Origin of the sequence: Streptococcus mitis, from assembly GCF_946188695.1 — a bacterium.
GTDB classification, from domain to species: domain Bacteria; phylum Bacillota; class Bacilli; order Lactobacillales; family Streptococcaceae; genus Streptococcus; species Streptococcus mitis_DF.
In genome coordinates this window covers 20,565-37,113 of the sequence record NZ_CAMHWI010000014.1, presented here as the reverse complement: position 1 = coordinate 37,113, position 16,549 = coordinate 20,565, and the positions used below count along the sequence as shown (strand labels likewise).

General features: G+C 43.0%; 17 protein-coding genes and 1 riboswitch. Of the genes, 13 read left to right on the top strand and 4 right to left on the bottom strand.

Annotated features, from left to right (window positions below; genetic code table 11):
- Positions 1-882: a ribonuclease HIII gene (gene rnhC, locus N8L33_RS06870; RefSeq protein ID WP_261059367.1), complete on the bottom strand. Its 882-nt coding sequence runs from the start codon at positions 880-882 to the stop codon at positions 1-3.
- A gap of 86 nt (positions 883-968) precedes the next feature.
- Here rnhC and zapA point away from each other — a divergent pair, with 86 nt between their 5' ends.
- The 6 genes from zapA (at position 969) to N8L33_RS06840 (ending at position 7,725) form a co-directional block, all read left to right on the top strand.
- Positions 969-1,271 carry a cell division protein ZapA gene (gene zapA / locus N8L33_RS06865; RefSeq protein ID WP_000002019.1) on the top strand — a complete coding sequence of 101 codons (303 nt, stop codon included), beginning with the start codon at positions 969-971 and terminating at the stop codon, positions 1,269-1,271.
- Positions 1,268-1,816 (top strand): CvpA family protein, encoded by a 549-nt coding sequence (locus tag N8L33_RS06860; RefSeq protein ID WP_261059365.1) that lies wholly within the window; start codon positions 1,268-1,270, stop codon positions 1,814-1,816. Before zapA ends, N8L33_RS06860 begins: the two co-directional genes overlap by 4 nt.
- A gap of 218 nt (positions 1,817-2,034) precedes the next feature.
- Positions 2,035-4,371, top strand: coding sequence for an endonuclease MutS2 (locus N8L33_RS06855; RefSeq protein WP_261059363.1), 2,337 nt, complete (start codon positions 2,035-2,037; stop codon positions 4,369-4,371).
- 163 nt (positions 4,372-4,534) lie between these two features.
- Positions 4,535-4,623, top strand: a riboswitch (glycine riboswitch).
- Positions 4,624-4,713: 90 nt separating this feature from the next.
- Positions 4,714-6,036, top strand: a complete 1,323-nt coding sequence (locus N8L33_RS06850) for an alanine/glycine:cation symporter family protein (protein WP_261059361.1) — start codon at positions 4,714-4,716, stop codon at positions 6,034-6,036.
- A gap of 131 nt (positions 6,037-6,167) precedes the next feature.
- A complete protein-coding gene (locus tag N8L33_RS06845; protein ID WP_261059407.1) occupies positions 6,168-6,716 on the top strand; it encodes a carboxymuconolactone decarboxylase family protein in 549 nt (182 codons plus the stop codon).
- 109 nt (positions 6,717-6,825) lie between these two features.
- Positions 6,826-7,725 (top strand): TDT family transporter, encoded by a 900-nt coding sequence (locus N8L33_RS06840; protein WP_261059359.1) that lies wholly within the window; start codon positions 6,826-6,828, stop codon positions 7,723-7,725.
- Positions 7,726-7,749: 24 nt separating this feature from the next.
- Here the strand turns inward: N8L33_RS06840 and serS are convergent, their stop codons facing one another.
- The 3 genes from serS to N8L33_RS06825 form a co-directional block, all read right to left on the bottom strand.
- On the bottom strand, positions 7,750-9,024 hold the full coding sequence (gene serS / locus N8L33_RS06835; RefSeq protein WP_261054489.1) for a serine--tRNA ligase: 1,275 nt from the start codon (positions 9,022-9,024) through the stop codon (positions 7,750-7,752).
- Positions 9,025-9,237: 213 nt separating this feature from the next.
- A complete protein-coding gene (locus tag N8L33_RS06830) occupies positions 9,238-9,609 on the bottom strand; it encodes a DUF956 family protein (protein ID WP_000079346.1) in 372 nt (123 codons plus the stop codon).
- Positions 9,610-9,611: 2 nt separating this feature from the next.
- The gene (locus N8L33_RS06825) at positions 9,612-10,976 is read right to left on the bottom strand and encodes an aspartate kinase (RefSeq protein WP_261059357.1); all 1,365 of its coding nucleotides are present in this window, start codon (positions 10,974-10,976) and stop codon (positions 9,612-9,614) included.
- A gap of 209 nt (positions 10,977-11,185) precedes the next feature.
- On the opposite strand from N8L33_RS06825, the gene N8L33_RS06820 reads away from it, so the two are divergent.
- From N8L33_RS06820 to fabG, 7 genes are all read left to right on the top strand, one after another.
- Positions 11,186-11,971: an enoyl-CoA hydratase gene (locus N8L33_RS06820; RefSeq protein ID WP_261059355.1), complete on the top strand. Its 786-nt coding sequence runs from the start codon at positions 11,186-11,188 to the stop codon at positions 11,969-11,971.
- Between the two features lie 91 nt (positions 11,972-12,062).
- Positions 12,063-12,497 (top strand): fatty acid biosynthesis transcriptional regulator FabT, encoded by a 435-nt coding sequence (gene fabT / locus N8L33_RS06815; protein ID WP_000386357.1) that lies wholly within the window; start codon positions 12,063-12,065, stop codon positions 12,495-12,497.
- Positions 12,497-13,471 (top strand): beta-ketoacyl-ACP synthase III, encoded by a 975-nt coding sequence (locus N8L33_RS06810; protein ID WP_125451789.1) that lies wholly within the window; start codon positions 12,497-12,499, stop codon positions 13,469-13,471. Before fabT ends, N8L33_RS06810 begins: the two co-directional genes overlap by 1 nt.
- A 58-nt stretch (positions 13,472-13,529) precedes the next feature.
- Positions 13,530-13,754 (top strand): acyl carrier protein, encoded by a 225-nt coding sequence (locus N8L33_RS06805; RefSeq protein ID WP_000257838.1) that lies wholly within the window; start codon positions 13,530-13,532, stop codon positions 13,752-13,754.
- 117 nt (positions 13,755-13,871) lie between these two features.
- Entirely contained in the window at positions 13,872-14,846 is a 975-nt protein-coding gene (gene fabK, locus N8L33_RS06800) for an enoyl-[acyl-carrier-protein] reductase FabK (RefSeq protein ID WP_000857440.1), read from the top strand.
- A complete protein-coding gene (fabD, locus tag N8L33_RS06795) occupies positions 14,839-15,759 on the top strand; it encodes an ACP S-malonyltransferase (protein ID WP_000167642.1) in 921 nt (306 codons plus the stop codon). Before fabK ends, fabD begins: the two co-directional genes overlap by 8 nt.
- A gap of 42 nt (positions 15,760-15,801) precedes the next feature.
- A complete protein-coding gene (fabG, locus tag N8L33_RS06790; protein ID WP_001176208.1) occupies positions 15,802-16,533 on the top strand; it encodes a 3-oxoacyl-[acyl-carrier-protein] reductase in 732 nt (243 codons plus the stop codon).
- Positions 16,534-16,549 lie beyond the last annotated feature (16 nt).

The following is a 16,549-nucleotide window of genomic DNA, read 5'->3' as shown; positions in this document are numbered from 1 at the left end:
TTACCTTTCTAAGCGTTTTTTCGCTTTTTCAGTATTTTTAAAGTGCAGTTTGGCGCAGAAGTTGAGACCCTGCATACCATAGGCTTGCAAAATCTGGCTAGCCACCTTGTCAGAAGCCGTTCCAGCTCCACTTGGAAGTTGATAGCCCAGTTCTCGTCCCAGATTTTCAAGATTTTCCAGAAAGAGATCACGCGCAATGATAGAAGAAACTGCGACAGCCAAGTATTTGCCCTCGGCCTTTTCTTCTAAGCTGATAGGATTGCTGAAACGATTGGCCTCTTGTGCCAAGTACTTGTCATAATTTTTAGCACTGGTAAAGGCATCAATCACAATTTTCTCAGGCTGAATGCCTTTTTGAAGAAGGAGATAGATTGCCTGGTTATGGAGGGCAACTTTAACCGAAACAGCATTGTAGCGTTCTCCGATGACCTCGTTGTACTTGCTTGGTGAGAGAAGCAGTGCCTGGTGTTGGATTTTTTCTTTGAGGATAGGGGCAATCTGACGAATCTTTTGGTCGGTCAGAGTTTTAGAATCTCCCACACCGAGTTTTCGCAAGAAGGCATGCTGGTCAGGTGTGACAAAGGAAGCCACGACAGCCAGTCCACCAAAGTAGGAACCATTCCCTACCTCATCCGTCCCGATCAAAGGGAGATTTTGTCCGCTGGTTTGCTCTACAACTTGATAGCCAAAGAAACTGGCGTATTTCTCAGCCCCTTCACCCTGAAGCAAGACCTTTCCAGAAGTATAGATAGAAGCCGTTGCCTGAGGCAGCCTCAAAAAGTAGCGGATATAGGGATTCTTACTGGGAGCCAGACTGGTTTGATAGTGTTTAAGAAAAGCCTGGATCTCCTTTTCGCTTGGTGTGAGTGTTATACTTGCCATAGTTTCTATTGTACCATAAAAGCAGGCAAATTTGTAAAAACTGACAAAATTAGCGAATTTTGGTATAATATCGTGAGGTGAATTTTATGGCAAATCTAAATCGATTCAAATTTACATTCGGGAAAAAATCATTAACCTTGACAAGCGAACATGATAACCTTTTTATGGAGGAAATCGCCAAGGTTGCGACAGAAAAATACCAAGCAATTAAAGAACAAATGCCTAGCGCAGATGATGAAACAATCGCTCTTTTGTTGGCAGTCAACTGTTTGTCAACTCAACTCAGCCGTGAGATTGAATTTGACGATAAGGAGCAAGAGTTAGAAGAACTCCGTCACAAGCTTGTGACTTGTAAGCAAGAACAGAGCAAGATTGAGGATTCCTTATGATTTCACTCCTTCTTCTATTGGTCTTGGCTTGGGGATTCTATATCGGCTATCGGAGAGGCCTGCTCTTACAGGTTTATTATCTGATTTCAGCCATGGCATCGGCTTTTATGGCTGGCCAGTTTTACAAGGGGCTGGGAGAACAATTCCATTTATTGCTCCCTTATGCAAATCCGCAGGAAGGTCAGGGGACTTTCTTTTTCCCATCGGATCAACTCTTTCAGTTGGATAAGGTCTTTTATGCAGGGACCGGCTACTTGCTTGTATTTGGGATTGTCTATAGCATCGGTCGTTTGCTTGGTCTCCTCTTACACTTGATTCCTAGTAAAAAACTGGGTGGTAAGTTGTTCCAAGTTTCAGCAGGGATCTTGTCCATGTTGGTGACCTTATTTGTCTTACAAATGGCCTTGACCATCTTGGCGACCATCCCCATGGCAGCTATACAAAATCCTCTTGAAAAGAGTATCGTCGCAAAACACATCATCCAGAGCATACCAGTAACAACCAGTTGGCTCAAACAAATCTGGGTGACAAATTTAATCGGATAAAAAGGGCAGGAGTTTTCCTAGCCCTTTGTTTACAGATTTGACTCGAATCTATCAGAATGTAAAAAGCTAATACTCTTCGAAAATCTCTTCAAACCACGTCAGCTTCCATTTGCAACCTCAAAACACTGTTTTGAGCAACCTGAGGCTAGCTTCCTAGTTTGCTTTTTGATTTTCATTGAGTATACCACACCTAGACATTCAAAGACAAGGAAATAAAGATGAACAAGAAAATATTAGAAACATTAGAGTTCAATAAGGTAAAGGCCTTGTTTGAACCCCATTTGTTGACTGAGCAGGGCTTGGAGCAATTGAGGCAGCTGGCTCCGACTGCCAAAGCAGATAAAATCAAACAGGCTTTTGCTGAGATGAAGGAAATGCAGGCTCTTTTTGTTGAGCAACCGCATTTTACCATTCTCGCAACCAAGGAAATTGCAGGAGTCTGCAAGCGTTTGGAGATGGGGGCGGACCTCAATATCGAGGAGTTCCTACTCTTGAAGCGCGTACTTCTTGCTAGCCGAGAGCTTCAAAGTTTTTATGCTAATCTGGAAAATGTCAGCTTGGAAGAGTTAGCCCTTTGGTTTGAGAAATTACATGATTTTCCGCAATTACAAGGAAATCTTCAGGCCTTTAATGATGCGGGTTTCATTGAAAATTTCGCCAGTGAAGAATTGGCGCGAATCCGTCGAAAAATCCATGATAGCGAGAGTCAGGTACGCGATGTCTTGCAAGATTTGCTCAAGCAAAAAGCGCAGATGTTGACGGAAGGGATTGTTGCTAGCAGAAATGGCCGTCAGGTTTTACCAGTCAAAAACACTTATCGTAACAAGATTGCAGGTGTCGTCCATGATATTTCTGCCAGCGGAAACACCGTCTATATCGAACCCCGTGAGGTGGTCAAACTGAGCGAAGAAATTGCCAGTCTGCGAGCAGATGAGCGCTATGAAATGCTTCGCATTCTCCAAGAAATTTCTGAACGTGTCCGTCCTCATGCGGCTGAGATTGCCAACGACGCTTGGATTATCGGTCATCTAGATTTGATTCGTGCTAAGGTCCGCTTCATTCAAGAAAGACAAGCAGTCGTGCCTCAGCTGTCAGAAAATCAGGAGATTCAACTGCTCCATGTCTGCCATCCTTTGGTCAAAAATGCTGTCGCAAATGATGTCCACTTTGGTCAAGATTTAACAGCCATTGTTATCACAGGTCCCAATACTGGTGGTAAGACCATCATGCTCAAAACTCTGGGCTTGACGCAGGTTATGGCCCAGTCCGGTTTGCCGATTTTAGCAGATAAGGGAAGCCGTGTGGGTATTTTTGAAGAAATCTTTGCTGATATTGGTGATGAGCAGTCTATTGAGCAGAGCTTGTCTACCTTCTCTAGCCACATGACCAATATCGTGGATATTCTTGGTAAGGTCAACCAACATTCCCTCTTACTCTTGGATGAGTTGGGTGCTGGTACAGATCCTCAAGAAGGAGCCGCCCTTGCCATGGCTATTCTGGAGGACCTTCGCTTGCGTCAAGTCAAGACCATGGCCACCACCCACTATCCTGAGCTCAAGGCCTATGGTATCGAGACAGCTTTTGTCCAAAACGCCAGTATGGAGTTTGATACTGCGACTCTTCGCCCGACTTATCGCTTTATGCAGGGAGTCCCTGGCCGAAGTAATGCCTTTGAAATTGCTAAACGTTTAGGCCTATCTGAAGTTATCGTAGGGGATGCTAGCCAGCAGGTCGATCAGGACAATGATGTCAACCGGATTATTGAGCAACTGGAAGAGCAGACGCTAGAGAGTCGCAAACGCTTGGACAATATCCGTGAGGTGGAGCAAGAAAATCTCAAGATGAACCGAGCGCTCAAAAAACTCTACAACGAGCTCAATCGTGAAAAGGAAACTGAGCTCAACAAGGCGCGTGAACAGGCTGCTGAGATTGTGGACATGGCCCTAAGTGAGAGTGACCAGATTCTCAAGAATCTCCATAGTAAATCTCAACTCAAACCCCATGAAATCATTGAAGCCAAGACCAAGTTAAAAAAATTGGCTCCTGAAAAAGTAGATTTGTCTCAAAACAAGGTCCTTCAAAAGGCCAAGAAAAAACGAGCTCCAAAGGTGGGAGATGATATCGTGGTTCTCAGTTATGGACAGCGTGGTACCTTGACCAGTCAACTCAAGGATGGCCGCTGGGAAGCCCAAGTTGGCTTGATCAAGATGACCTTGGAAGAGAAAGAATTTGACCTTGTTCAAGCCCAGCAAGAAAAGCAAGTCAAGAAGAAACAGGTCAATGTCGTGAAACGGACTTCTGGCCGAGGTCCACAAGCAAGACTGGATCTTCGAGGTAAACGCTATGAAGAAGCCATGAATGAGCTAGATGCCTTTATCGACCAAGCCCTGCTCAATAATATGGCGCAAGTTGATATCATCCATGGTATTGGAACAGGTGTCATCCGTGAAGGTGTCACCAAATACCTACAAAGAAACAAACATGTCAAGAGTTTCGGCTATGCCCCACAAAATGCTGGAGGCAGTGGTGCAACTATTGTGACCTTTAAAGGATAGAAGTATTCCGGGATTTACACAGTAAAAACTGTTGAATTAAGTTTTACTAATAAACACATTGACAAAAGCCAACATTTTTTGTAAAATAAGAATCAATTAAATACCAACACCGAATGAAGTTTAATAGAAGTGGGGAATCGTTTGATTTTCCATGACTGTAAATGGACGGAACTCTGGAGAGACCGTAAAGGCACCGAAGGGGCAAGGCAGGCAACTGCTCAAACTCTCAGGTAAAAGGACAGAGCTAGGATAGACCGCTTTTTAGCATTTATCTAAGCATTCCAGAGTACATGTATCTTGCATGTGCTCTTTCTTTTGGGGTTGAAAAGATAGGAGAATAGAATGTTAGAATTGCTTAAATCAATCGATGCTTTTGCTTGGGGCCCACCCCTCTTGATTCTCTTGGTCGGAACAGGGATTTACCTAACTGCCCGTCTAGGATTCTTGCAGGTTTTGCGTCTGCCCAAGGCCTTCCAGCTTATTTTTACCAAGGATAAGGGGCATGGCGATGTATCCAGTTTTGCGGCCTTGTGTACAGCACTCGCAGCGACAGTTGGTACGGGAAATATTATTGGGGTGGCGACGGCCATCAAGGTCGGTGGCCCAGGAGCTCTCTTTTGGATGTGGATGGCGGCTTTCTTTGGGATGGCTACCAAGTATGCGGAAGGACTGTTAGCTATCAAATACCGCACCAAGGACGACCATGGTGCAGTAGCGGGAGGTCCCATGCACTATATTCTTCTAGGGATGGGAGAAAAGTGGCGTCCCCTTGCTATCTTCTTTGCCCTGGCAGGTGTGTTAGTAGCTTTATTGGGAATCGGGACCTTTACCCAAGTCAACTCGATTACAGAATCTATCCAAAATACGACAACTATTTCGCCAGCTATCACCGCTCTCGTTTTGTCTGTCTTTGTAGCGATTGCCGTCTTTGGTGGACTCAAGTCCATCTCTAAGGTTTCAACAACCGTTGTTCCTTTTATGGCCATCATCTATATTTTGGGAACTCTTACAGTTATTTTCTTTAATATTGGGAAAATCCCTGCCACAATCGCTTTAATCTTGACATCCGCTTTTAGTCCGGTTGCTGCGGTAGGTGGTTTTGCTGGCGCTAGCATTCGAATGGCTATTCAAAATGGTGTGGCGCGTGGTGTATTCTCAAACGAATCTGGTCTGGGTTCTGCTCCCATTGCAGCAGCTGCGGCTAAGACAAATGAACCAGTAGAGCAAGGCTTGATTTCCATGACAGGAACCTTTATTGATACTCTCATTATCTGTACCTTGACTGGTTTGACCATCTTAGTAACTGGGGTTTGGAGTGGTGATTTGAATGGAGTGGCTTTGACTCAGTCAGCCTTCTCAACAGTTTTTTCACACTTTGGGCCTGCCCTCTTGACCATCTTCCTTGTACTCTTTGCTTTTACGACGATTCTAGGTTGGAACTACTATGGAGAACGCTGTTTCGAGTTTCTCTTCGGTGTTCGTTTTATCTGGCTTTACCGTGTGGTTTTTGTGCTCATGGTCTTGTTGGGAGGATTTATCGAGTTGGATATGGTTTGGATTATTGCAGATATCGTCAATGCCTTGATGGCTCTGCCAAACTTGATTGCCCTCTTAGTCTTGTCACCAGTCGTTATTGCTGAAACTAAAAAGTATTTTGATAAATAATGAAATCACACAACTCGTGTGATTTTTTACTTTCATAAAAAAATTCTATCAGTGCAATTTAAAATATATATTATACACGGTATAGAATCTGTGATAGACTAGGTTTCAACAAAACGAAAAGAGGTTTTATGATGACAACATTTACCATCCATACAGTAGAATCAGCACCAGCAGAAGTGAAAGAAATTCTTGAAACAGTACAAAAAGATAACAATGGCTATATTCCTAACCTAATTGGTCTCTTGGCTAATGCTCCTACTGCACTAGAGGCTTACCGTACTGTCGGAGCTATCAACCGTCGCAACAGCCTGACACCTGTTGAACGTGAAGTGGTGCAAATCACAGCAGCCGTAACTAATGGTTGTGCCTTCTGCGTAGCAGGTCACACAGCATTTTCCATCAAACAAATCCAGATGAATGATGATCTTCTTCAAGCCCTTCGCAATCGTACTCCGATTGAAACAGATCCTAAATTGGACACTCTAGCTAAGTTTACCTTGGCGGTTATCAATACCAAAGGTCGTGTAGGAGATGAAGCCTTGGCTGAGTTTCTAGAAGTTGGTTATAGCCAACAAAATGCCTTGGATGTGGTTCTTGGTGTCAGTCTAGCAAGCCTCTGTAACTATGCCAACAACCTAGCTAATACCCCAATTAACCCAGAATTGCAACCTTATGCCTAATTCATATCTGAGTAAAATGAAGTCTGAAATAATCGGACTTCGTTTTTTTAAGTCCTCATTTAAGCGCTTTTATGCTATACTGAAACTAACATGATTATTGGAGGTTAGGATGAAAAAACTCCCTTTGGTATTTTCTGGTTGTTTGCTAGGTTTGGCAGGAGCTGGAAATCTTATTTTAGATACATTGCCGGTTCTGTCACATCTTTTTAGTCTGACAGGTTTGATTTTGTGGATTTACTTTCTAATTCTGCATCTCTTTAATTGGAAGGAAACTAAGCAAGAATTGACCAAGCCTCCTCTTTTGTCAGGAATGGCGACCTTTCCCATGGCTGGGATGATTTTATCGACTTATGTCCTACGCCTGTTTCCCAATCTTTCCTTGGTAGCGCAAGGGCTCTGGTGGTTTTCATTTCTCTTGGATTTGGCCTTGATTGCTGGTTTCACCATCAAGTTTGCCTGTCCAAGTCAGAGGGTTCAGGCAACTCCTAGCTGGACGGTACTTTATGTGGGGATAGCAGTGGCAGCTTTGACCTATCCTCTTGTCGGTATCATCGAAATCGCCTATGCAACCTTGAGTTTTGGGTTTCTCCTAACCTTCTATCTCTATCCCCTTATTTATAGCGATTTAAAGAAACAACCACTCCCACTAGCCTTGCTTGGTCAAGAAGGAATCTACTGTGCTCCTTTCTCTCTACTCTTGGCTTCTCTAGTTCGAGTTGGAGGAGCTAGCCTACCGAATTGGGTCTTGATTGTCATGATCTTGGCTTCCCAATTCTTCTTTTTCTTTGTTTTAACTCGCCTGCCCAACATTTTAAAACAAGGCTTTCAACCAGCCTTTTCAGCCCTCACCTTCCCAACCATTATCACAGCTACTTCGCTCAAGATGGCTCAGGGAATCTTGAAACTTCCATTTCTGGATTATCTGGTAGTGACTGAAACTGTTATTTGCCTAATTATTTTGCTCTTTGTATTAGGAGCTTATCTGATTTGGTTACGAAAAAAGGTCTAGCTAGAAATAGCTAAACCTTATTTTTTATGGTTTGATAACTTCAGCTCCACCCATATATGGACGAAGTGCTTCTGGGATGGTCACAGAACCATCTGCATTTTGGTAGTTTTCAAGAATAGCAGCCACTGTACGTCCAACTGCAAGTCCAGAACCATTCAAGGTATGGAGCAATTTCACCTTGCCATCTGCTTCATCACGGTAACGGATTTGGGCACGACGGGCTTGGAAATCTTCTGTGTTTGAACAGCTTGAGATTTCACGGTAGGTATTTTGGGCTGGAATCCAAACTTCCAAGTCGTAAGTTTTAGCAGCTGAGAAGCCCATATCTCCAGTAGAGAGAGCAACGACACGGTATGGAAGGTTGAGTTTTTGAAGAATATTTTCAGCGTTGGCTGTCATTTTTTCCAATTCTTCGTAAGATTCTTCTGGTTTGGCAAATTTAACCATTTCAACCTTGTGGAATTGGTGCAAACGAATCAAGCCACGAGTATCACGACCAGCTGAACCAGCCTCAGAACGGAATGATGGGCTCATAGCAGTGAAGTAGATTGGCAGGTCTTTACCGTCAAGGATTTCATCACGGTAGTAGTTTGTCAGAGGAACTTCAGCTGTAGGAATAAGGACGTAATTGCTATCGCTGAGTTCAAAAGTATCTTCCTTGAATTTTGGATATTGACCAGTCCCAAACATAGAGTCATGGTTAACCATGTAAGGTGTGATGACTTCTGTATAGCCTTCTTTTCCATGTTCATCCAACATAAAGTTATAGATAGCACGCTCCAAACGAGCACCGAGACCTTTATAGAAGAGGAAACGAGCGCCTGTTACCTTACCACCGCGTTCCCAGTCAAGAATACCAAGGTCTTCACCAAGATCCCAGTGAGCTTTAGGTTCGAAATCGAACTCGCGTGGAGTGCCCCAACGGCGGACTTCCACATTGTCGTCTTCGTCAGCCCCAACAGGAACGCTGTCAGCAGGGATGTTTGGAAGAGTAGTGGTAAATTCTGTCAATTTAGCATCGATTTCTGCCAATTCAGCATCCAAGGCTTTAACCTCAGCAGATAGAGTTTGCATAGCAGCAATCTTGTCATCTGCATTTTCCTTGTTGCGCTTAGCTTGAGCAATCTCAGCTGAAACTGTGTTACGTTCTGCTTTGAGAGTTTCAACCTTGACCAAGATGTCACGACGTTTAGCATCGATTTCTTTCATCTCATTCAAGATAGCAGCATCTACACCACGTGTAGCCAATTTTTCTGCGACAGCATCAAAGTCTGTACGAATACGTTTGATATCTAACATAAGAACTCCTTTATGAAAAAAGCACCCCTGACAAAGCGTTGGAGTGGCAGGGCCACGGTTCCATCCAACTTCACAGGTGTGCACTTGATTGTGTATGTAATTGTTACTAACGGTAGAATTTCACCTATCCCTCCTATCTGCTCGCAGCACCCGCAGACTTTCTGAAAGAAGAAGATAACCTACTTATCCGTTGCTATGATTATACTAAAGTTTCTACTTTTTTGCAAATAGATTCTTAAATTTTTGGCTAATTGTCTGAATCAGGGTCGGAAGTTTGACGACCTTGTCATTGCCCAGTTTTTCGCGAGCAATTTTAAGAATGGCACCTGAGTCTTTTGAGGCAAAGAGGAATTTTCCTCTGTCTGTAAAGACTTCGAAGTGGCGACTGATTTTGCGACCAGTAACATTAGCTCCAATTTGGTTGATATGGTTCCAAGGAATCTGGATAAATTGTTCGACGTTGACATCTGGGTAAAATTCCAGAGCTTGATCTCCGACAAGAAATTTCCCAACTTTTCCAGCTATAGAGAGGTAGGAGGTGCCTGTTGTATTGAGAAGCACTGTTTTGTTAAGAGATTGGGCCATGTCTAGTCTTCCTTACTTTCGCCAAAAAAGGCACTGTAAAGGGCTTTAATAGCTGCTTTTTCTTGGTCTTTATTGACAACGAACATGATAGAAACTTCACTAGAACCTTGAGACATCATCTGGATGTTGATCTTGTTTTCAGATAGAGCGCGTGTTGCAGTAGCAGTCACTCCGATATGGCTCTTCATCTTTTCACCAACAATCATAATGATTGAAAGGTCGTGTTCGATTTCTGCATGGTCTACCTCAGCTTTTTGAACCAACTGACGAAGGATTTCTTCTTCCTTGATAGGAGTTAGTTCACGAGAACGGAGGATAATCGAAAGATCGTCGATACCTGTCGGCATGTGTTCCCAACCGATGTTAAGGTCTTCAAGGATTTGAAGAACCTTGCGTCCAAATCCCACCTCACGGTTCATGAGGTATTTAGACATGTTGATGCTGACAAAACCAGAGTCACCAGCAATTCCTACTACTGGGAATTCATCACTACTATGTTTTAGAACGATACGAGTACCTGGGTGGTCAGGGTTATTGGTATTCTTAATAACCAGAGGGATTTTTCCACGGTAGGCAGGTAAAAGGGCTTCGTCATGAAGAACTGAGAATCCTGCATAGGCCAATTCACGCATTTCACGGTAGGTCAACTCAGGGATTGAGTGTGGTTGGTGAATAATTCCTGGGTGGGCTGCAAAGATACCATCAACATCCGTAAAGTTTTCATAAAGGTCAGCTTTGACACCAGCAGCAATGATAGAACCCGTAATGTCTGAACCTCCACGTGAGAAAGTACAGATTTGATTTTCCTTAGTAACACCAAAGAAACCAGGAATGACAAGGACTTCATTGGCATTTGTCAATTCTTCAATCTTGTCATAACTTGATGGAATGATGCGAGCGTTGCCAGGTTCACTTGTTACCACAATCCCAGCTTCTCTAGGGTGAACATAGCGTGCATCGATACCGTTTTGGTTAAAGTAGGCAGCAATCAATTTGGCATTGTTGTTTTCACCCGCTGCTAGGAAAGTATCGTAGAGAAATTCGTTTTCTTCGATAGGAAGACTTGCCAAGGCACGAATACTTTTTGAAATTTTCTCTAGAACAGCTGGCTTCAGTCCTAGTTCACTAACCATGGCAGCATAGCGGTCGATAATCCAGTTTTGGCTCTTGCTAATATCGTTACCAGCAACATAGTCGCGGTAATATTTAATCAAGGCATCCGTAACCTTAGTATCTTCGGAATTGCGCTTCCCAGGTGCAGAAACAACTACAAAACGGCGTTCTGGATCGCTTTTAACGATGTTTAAAACTTTTTCTAATTGACCAGCAGAGGCAAGAGAGCTACCTCCAAATTTAACAACTTTCATAAGAACTCCTAAAGTAAGTATTTTATACGATTATAGCAGAAAGAAAACCTTTTTTCAATGAAGAAAATGAGATGCTTTCTAGGATAAAGCGAGTCTTTCTTATCAGCTGAGACACTTTCAGTCGATTTTTTCTTGCTCTCAAGTTGTAAAAAAGTTATACTTTGACAATGAAATAATTTAAACATCTTATAAAATAAAAAGGAGTCCTGATGGAGCACATTATTTATCAGCTTGAAGAGGATTTGGCAATTCTTACCTTAAACCGTCCTGAGGTTGCAAATGGTTTTCATATTCCTATGTGTGAGGAAATTTTAGAAGCACTAACTCTGGCACAAGAGGATCCAGCTGTGCATTTTATCTTAATCAACGCCAATGGGAAAGTCTTCTCGATTGGGGGAGATCTAGTAGAGATGAAGCGGGCAGTGGATGAGGATGATATTCCATCATTGACGAAAATTGCAGAGTTAGTCAATACTATTTCTTATAAAATCAAGCAAATTGCTAAACCTGTCTTGATGGAGGTTGATGGGGCAGTTGCAGGCGCCGCAGCCAATATGGCTGTTGCTGCAGATTTCTGTCTTGCAACGGATAAGGTTAAATTTATCCAAGCTTTTGTAGGCGTTGGTTTGGCTCCAGATGCAGGTGGGATTCATCTCTTGAGTCGTAGTATTGGGGTGACTCGTGCTACTCAATTAGCCATGACAGGTGAGGCTCTAACAGCAGAAAAAGCTCTGGGGTGGGGGCTTGTTTACCGCGTCTGTGAAACTGATAAACTTGAAAAGACGAGAGAACAGCTTCTTAAAAAATTGAGACGCGGGTCAGCTAATTCTTATGCTGCCATCAAGAAGTTGGTTTGGGAGAGCCAATTCAAAGATTGGCAAGATTATGCTGCTTTAGAATTGAACCTACAGGAATCCTTGGCCCAAACAGAGGATTTCAAAGAGGGAGTTCGGGCTCATTCGGAGAGAAGAAGACCGAAATTTACTGGAAAATAAGAAAATACTTGCACCATTCTTTGAAGTTTGATATAATTCCTTTGTCAAATGTTTTGATTGTGAAAGTTTTTTGAAAAGGAGGGAAAAGAGATTGGACTACCAACGAATTAATGAATATTTAACATCTATATTTAACAATGTCCTCGTCATCGAGGAAGTTAGCTTGAGGGGTAGTCGTTTCAAAGATATCTCCATCAAAGAAGTCCATACAATCGATGTAATTGGAAAATTCCCAGACGTGACGCCAAGTCAAGTGTCAAAAGAGTTGATGGTGACTCTTGGGACTGTTACGACGAGTTTAAATAATCTCGAACGTAAGGGGTACATTGAACGCATTCGTTCAGAGCAGGATCGTCGTGTGGTGCATCTGCATTTGACAAAGAAGGGTCGCTTGGTTCATAGACTACATAAACGCTTCCATAAGGCCATGGTTGAAAATATTATCGACGGTATGAGCAAGGAAGAAACTGAGGTTATGGGCAAAGGTTTGACGAAACTTTATCAATTTTTGGAGGATTTGAAATAATGGCTTTTGCAAAAATAAGCCAGGTTGCTCATTATGTGCCAGAGCAAGTGGTTACAAATCATGATTTGGCTCAGATTATGGATACCAATGATGAGTGGATTTCAAGTCGGACGGGAATACGACAAAGGCATATTTCAAGAACAGAATCTACCAGTGATTTGGCTACAGAGGTTGCGAAGAAACTGATGAAAAAAGCTGGAATCACAGGAGAAGAGCTGGATTTTATCATCCTAGCTACCATCACTCCAGATTCGATGATGCCCTCTACAGCTGCTCGTGTCCAAGCTAATATTGGTGCCAAAAAAGCTTTTGCTTTTGACCTAACAGCTGCTTGCAGTGGATTTGTATTTGCTTTATCAACTGCTGAAAAGTTTATCGCTTCTGGTCGCTTTCAAAAAGGCTTAGTGATTGGTAGTGAAACCCTCTCTAAGGCAGTCGATTGGTCGGACCGATCAACAGCTGTCTTGTTTGGAGATGGTGCTGGTGGAGTCTTGCTAGAAGCTAGCGAGCAAGAGCATTTCTTAGCTGAGAGTCTTAATAGTGATGGGAGTCGTAGCGAGTGTCTAACTTATGGATATTCAGGCTTGCAATCTCCATTTTCAGATCGAGAAAATGCAGATTCATTTTTGAAGATGGATGGGCGCGCGGTCTTTGATTTTGCCATTCGAGATGTAGCTAAGTCTATCAAACAAACTATTGAAGAATCTCCTGTAGAGGCGACAGACTTGGATTATCTGCTACTTCATCAGGCTAATGACCGTATTTTGGATAAGATGGCTAGAAAAATCGGTGTCGACCGAGACAAACTTCCAGCCAATATGATGGAATATGGCAATACCAGTGCAGCAAGTATCCCGATTTTACTTTCAGAGTGTGTAGAACAAGGTCTTATCCATTTAGATGGTAGCCAGACTGTTCTGCTATCAGGCTTCGGTGGAGGCTTGACCTGGGGCACGCTCATTCTTACAATTTAGGTAATCATGTGGTGAACACATTGTTATAAAAAACTATTTATTTTAAAGGAGTCCTATCATGGCAGTATTTGAAAAAGTACAAGAAATTATTGTTGAAGAACTTGGAAAAGACGCATCAGAAGTAACACTTGAATCAACTTTTGATGACTTGGACGCAGATTCATTGGACTTGTTCCAAGTAATTTCAGAAATCGAAGATGCTTTTGATATCCAAATCGAAGCAGAAGATGACTTGAAAACAGTTGGTGACTTGGTTGCCTACGTTGAAGAGCAAACGAAATAAGCAGAATATAAGATAGAAGGAGTAGGGAAACCCGCTCCCTCTTGTTTAGGCAATAGTTTGATTGTCAAATTATGACAGTATCGAACTATTACGTAAGCAAGAAACGATGGAGGCACTATGAAAACGCGTATTACAGAATTATTGAACATTGATTATCCTATTTTCCAAGGAGGAATGGCCTGGGTTGCTGATGGTGATTTGGCAGGGGCTGTTTCCAAGGCTGGAGGGCTAGGGATTATCGGCGGGGGAAATGCTCCTAAAGAAGTTGTCAAAGCTAATATTGATAAGATCAAATCATTGACGGATAAACCCTTTGGTGTCAACATCATGCTCTTGTCTCCCTTTGTGGAAGATATTGTAGATCTTGTTATCGAGGAAGGTGTTAAGGTGGTTACAACAGGGGCAGGAAATCCTGGCAAATACATGGAACGTTTCCATGAAGCTGGGATCACAGTCATTCCTGTTGTACCAAGTGTTGCCCTAGCTAAACGCATGGAAAAAATCGGTGCGGATGCTGTTATTGCAGAAGGAATGGAAGCTGGGGGGCATATCGGTAAATTAACAACCATGACCTTGGTGCGCCAGGTAGCTGCCGCTGTATCTATTCCTGTTATTGCTGCAGGAGGGATTGCGGATGGCGAAGGTGCTGCAGCTGGCTTTATGCTAGGTGCAGAGGCTGTTCAGGTTGGAACGCGTTTTGTCGTTGCAAAAGAGTCTAATGCCCATCCGAATTATAAGGCCAAGATTTTAAAAGCTAGAGATATTGATACTACGATTTCAGCTCAACACTTTGGACATGCTGTTCGTGCGATTAAAAATCAATTGACTCGTGATTTTGAAAAAGCTGAGAAAGATGCCTTTAAACAGGAAAATCCTGATTTAGAAATCTTTGAACAAATGGGAGCAGGTGCCCTAGCCAAAGCAGTTGTTCATGGAGATGTGGATGGTGGATCAGTCATGGCGGGTCAAATTGCAGGGCTTGTTTCTAAAGAAGAAACCGTTGAAGAAATCTTAAAAGATTTGTACTATGGAGCAGCTAAGAAAATTCAAGAAGAAGCCTCTCGTTGGGCAGGAGTTGTAAGAAATGACTAAAACAGCCTTTTTATTTGCTGGCCAAGGTGCCCAGTATTTAGGGATGGGACGGGACCTTTATGATCAGTATCCGATTGTCAAAGAAACGATTGATCAAGCGAGTCAGGTTCTGGGTTATGATTTGCGTCATCTCATCGATACGGAAGAAGTAAAACTCAATCAGACTCGCTATACCCAACCAGCCATTCTAGCGACTTCGGTTGCTATCTACCGTTTATTGCAAGAAAAGGGCTATCAGCCTGATATGGTTGCTGGTTTGTCCCTCGGAGAATATTCTGCCTTGGTGGCCAGTGGAGCCTTGGATTTTGAAGATGCGGTAGCCTTGGTTGCTAAGCGTGGAGCCTATATGGAAGAAGCAGCTCCTGCTGGCTCTGGCAAGATGGTCGCAGTTCTCAATACTCCAGTAGAGGTCATTGAAGAAGCCTGTCAGCAAGCTTCTGAACTTGGAGTGGTTACCCCAGCCAACTATAACACACCTGCACAGATCGTGATTGGTGGAGAAGTGGTTGCGGTTGACAGAGCTGTTGAACTCTTGCAGGAAGCTGGTGCCAAGCGCTTGATTCCTCTCAAGGTGTCAGGTCCCTTTCATACCGCTCTCCTTGAGCCTGCTAGCCAAAAACTAGCTGAAACTCTAGCTCAAGTAAGTTTTTCAGATTTTACTTGTCCCCTAGTTGGCAATACAGAAGCTACGGTCATGAAAAAAGAAGACATTGCTCCACTCTTGACGCGTCAGATCAAGGAACCGGTTCGTTTCTATGAGAGTATTGCAGTTATGCAAGAAGCAGGAGTAACCAACTTTATCGAGATTGGACCCGGGAAAGTTTTGTCAGGCTTTGTGAAAAAAATTGATAAAAGGGCTAAACTAGCCACTGTTGAAGATCAGGCGAGCTTGGAAGCTCTTCTAGGAAACTAGTAATCCTTCTCCCATAAATACAAGAGGAAACAGGAGAAAAGAATGCAACTAAAAAATAAGAATATCTTTGTTACAGGTTCGAGTCGTGGAATTGGTCTTGCTATTGCCCACAAGTTTGCTCAAGTAGGGGCCAACATCGTCTTAAACAGTCGTGGGCCTATCTCAGAAGAATTGCTCGCTGAATTTTCAGACTACGGTGTCAAGGTAGTTCCTATTTCAGGTGATGTGTCTGATTTTGCAGACGCTAAGCGTATGGTTGAGCAAGCTATTGCAGAGCTGGGTTCAGTAGATGTTTTGGTTAACAATGCAGGAATTACCCAAGATACCCTGATGCTCAAGATGACAGAAGCAGATTTTGAAAAAGTGCTCAAGGTTAACCTGACTGGCGCCTTTAACATGACACAATCAGTCTTGAAACCGATGATGAAAGCCAGAAAAGGTGCTATCATTAATATGTCTAGTGTTGTTGGTTTGATGGGAAATATCGGTCAAGCTAATTATGCTGCTTCTAAGGCTGGTTTGATTGGTTTTACCAAGTCTGTGGCGCGTGAAGTGGCCAATCGCAATATCAGGGTTAATGCTATCGCACCTGGAATGATTGAGTCCGATATGACAGCAGTCCTATCAGACAAGGTAAAAGATGCCATGTTGGCGCAAATTCCTATGAAAGAATTTGGGCAAGCAGAACAAGTTGCAGATTTAACAGTATTTTTAGCAGGCCAAGATTATCTAACTGGTCAAGTGGTTGCCATTGATGGTGGCCTCAGTATGTAGCAGAAGCTAGAGGTAA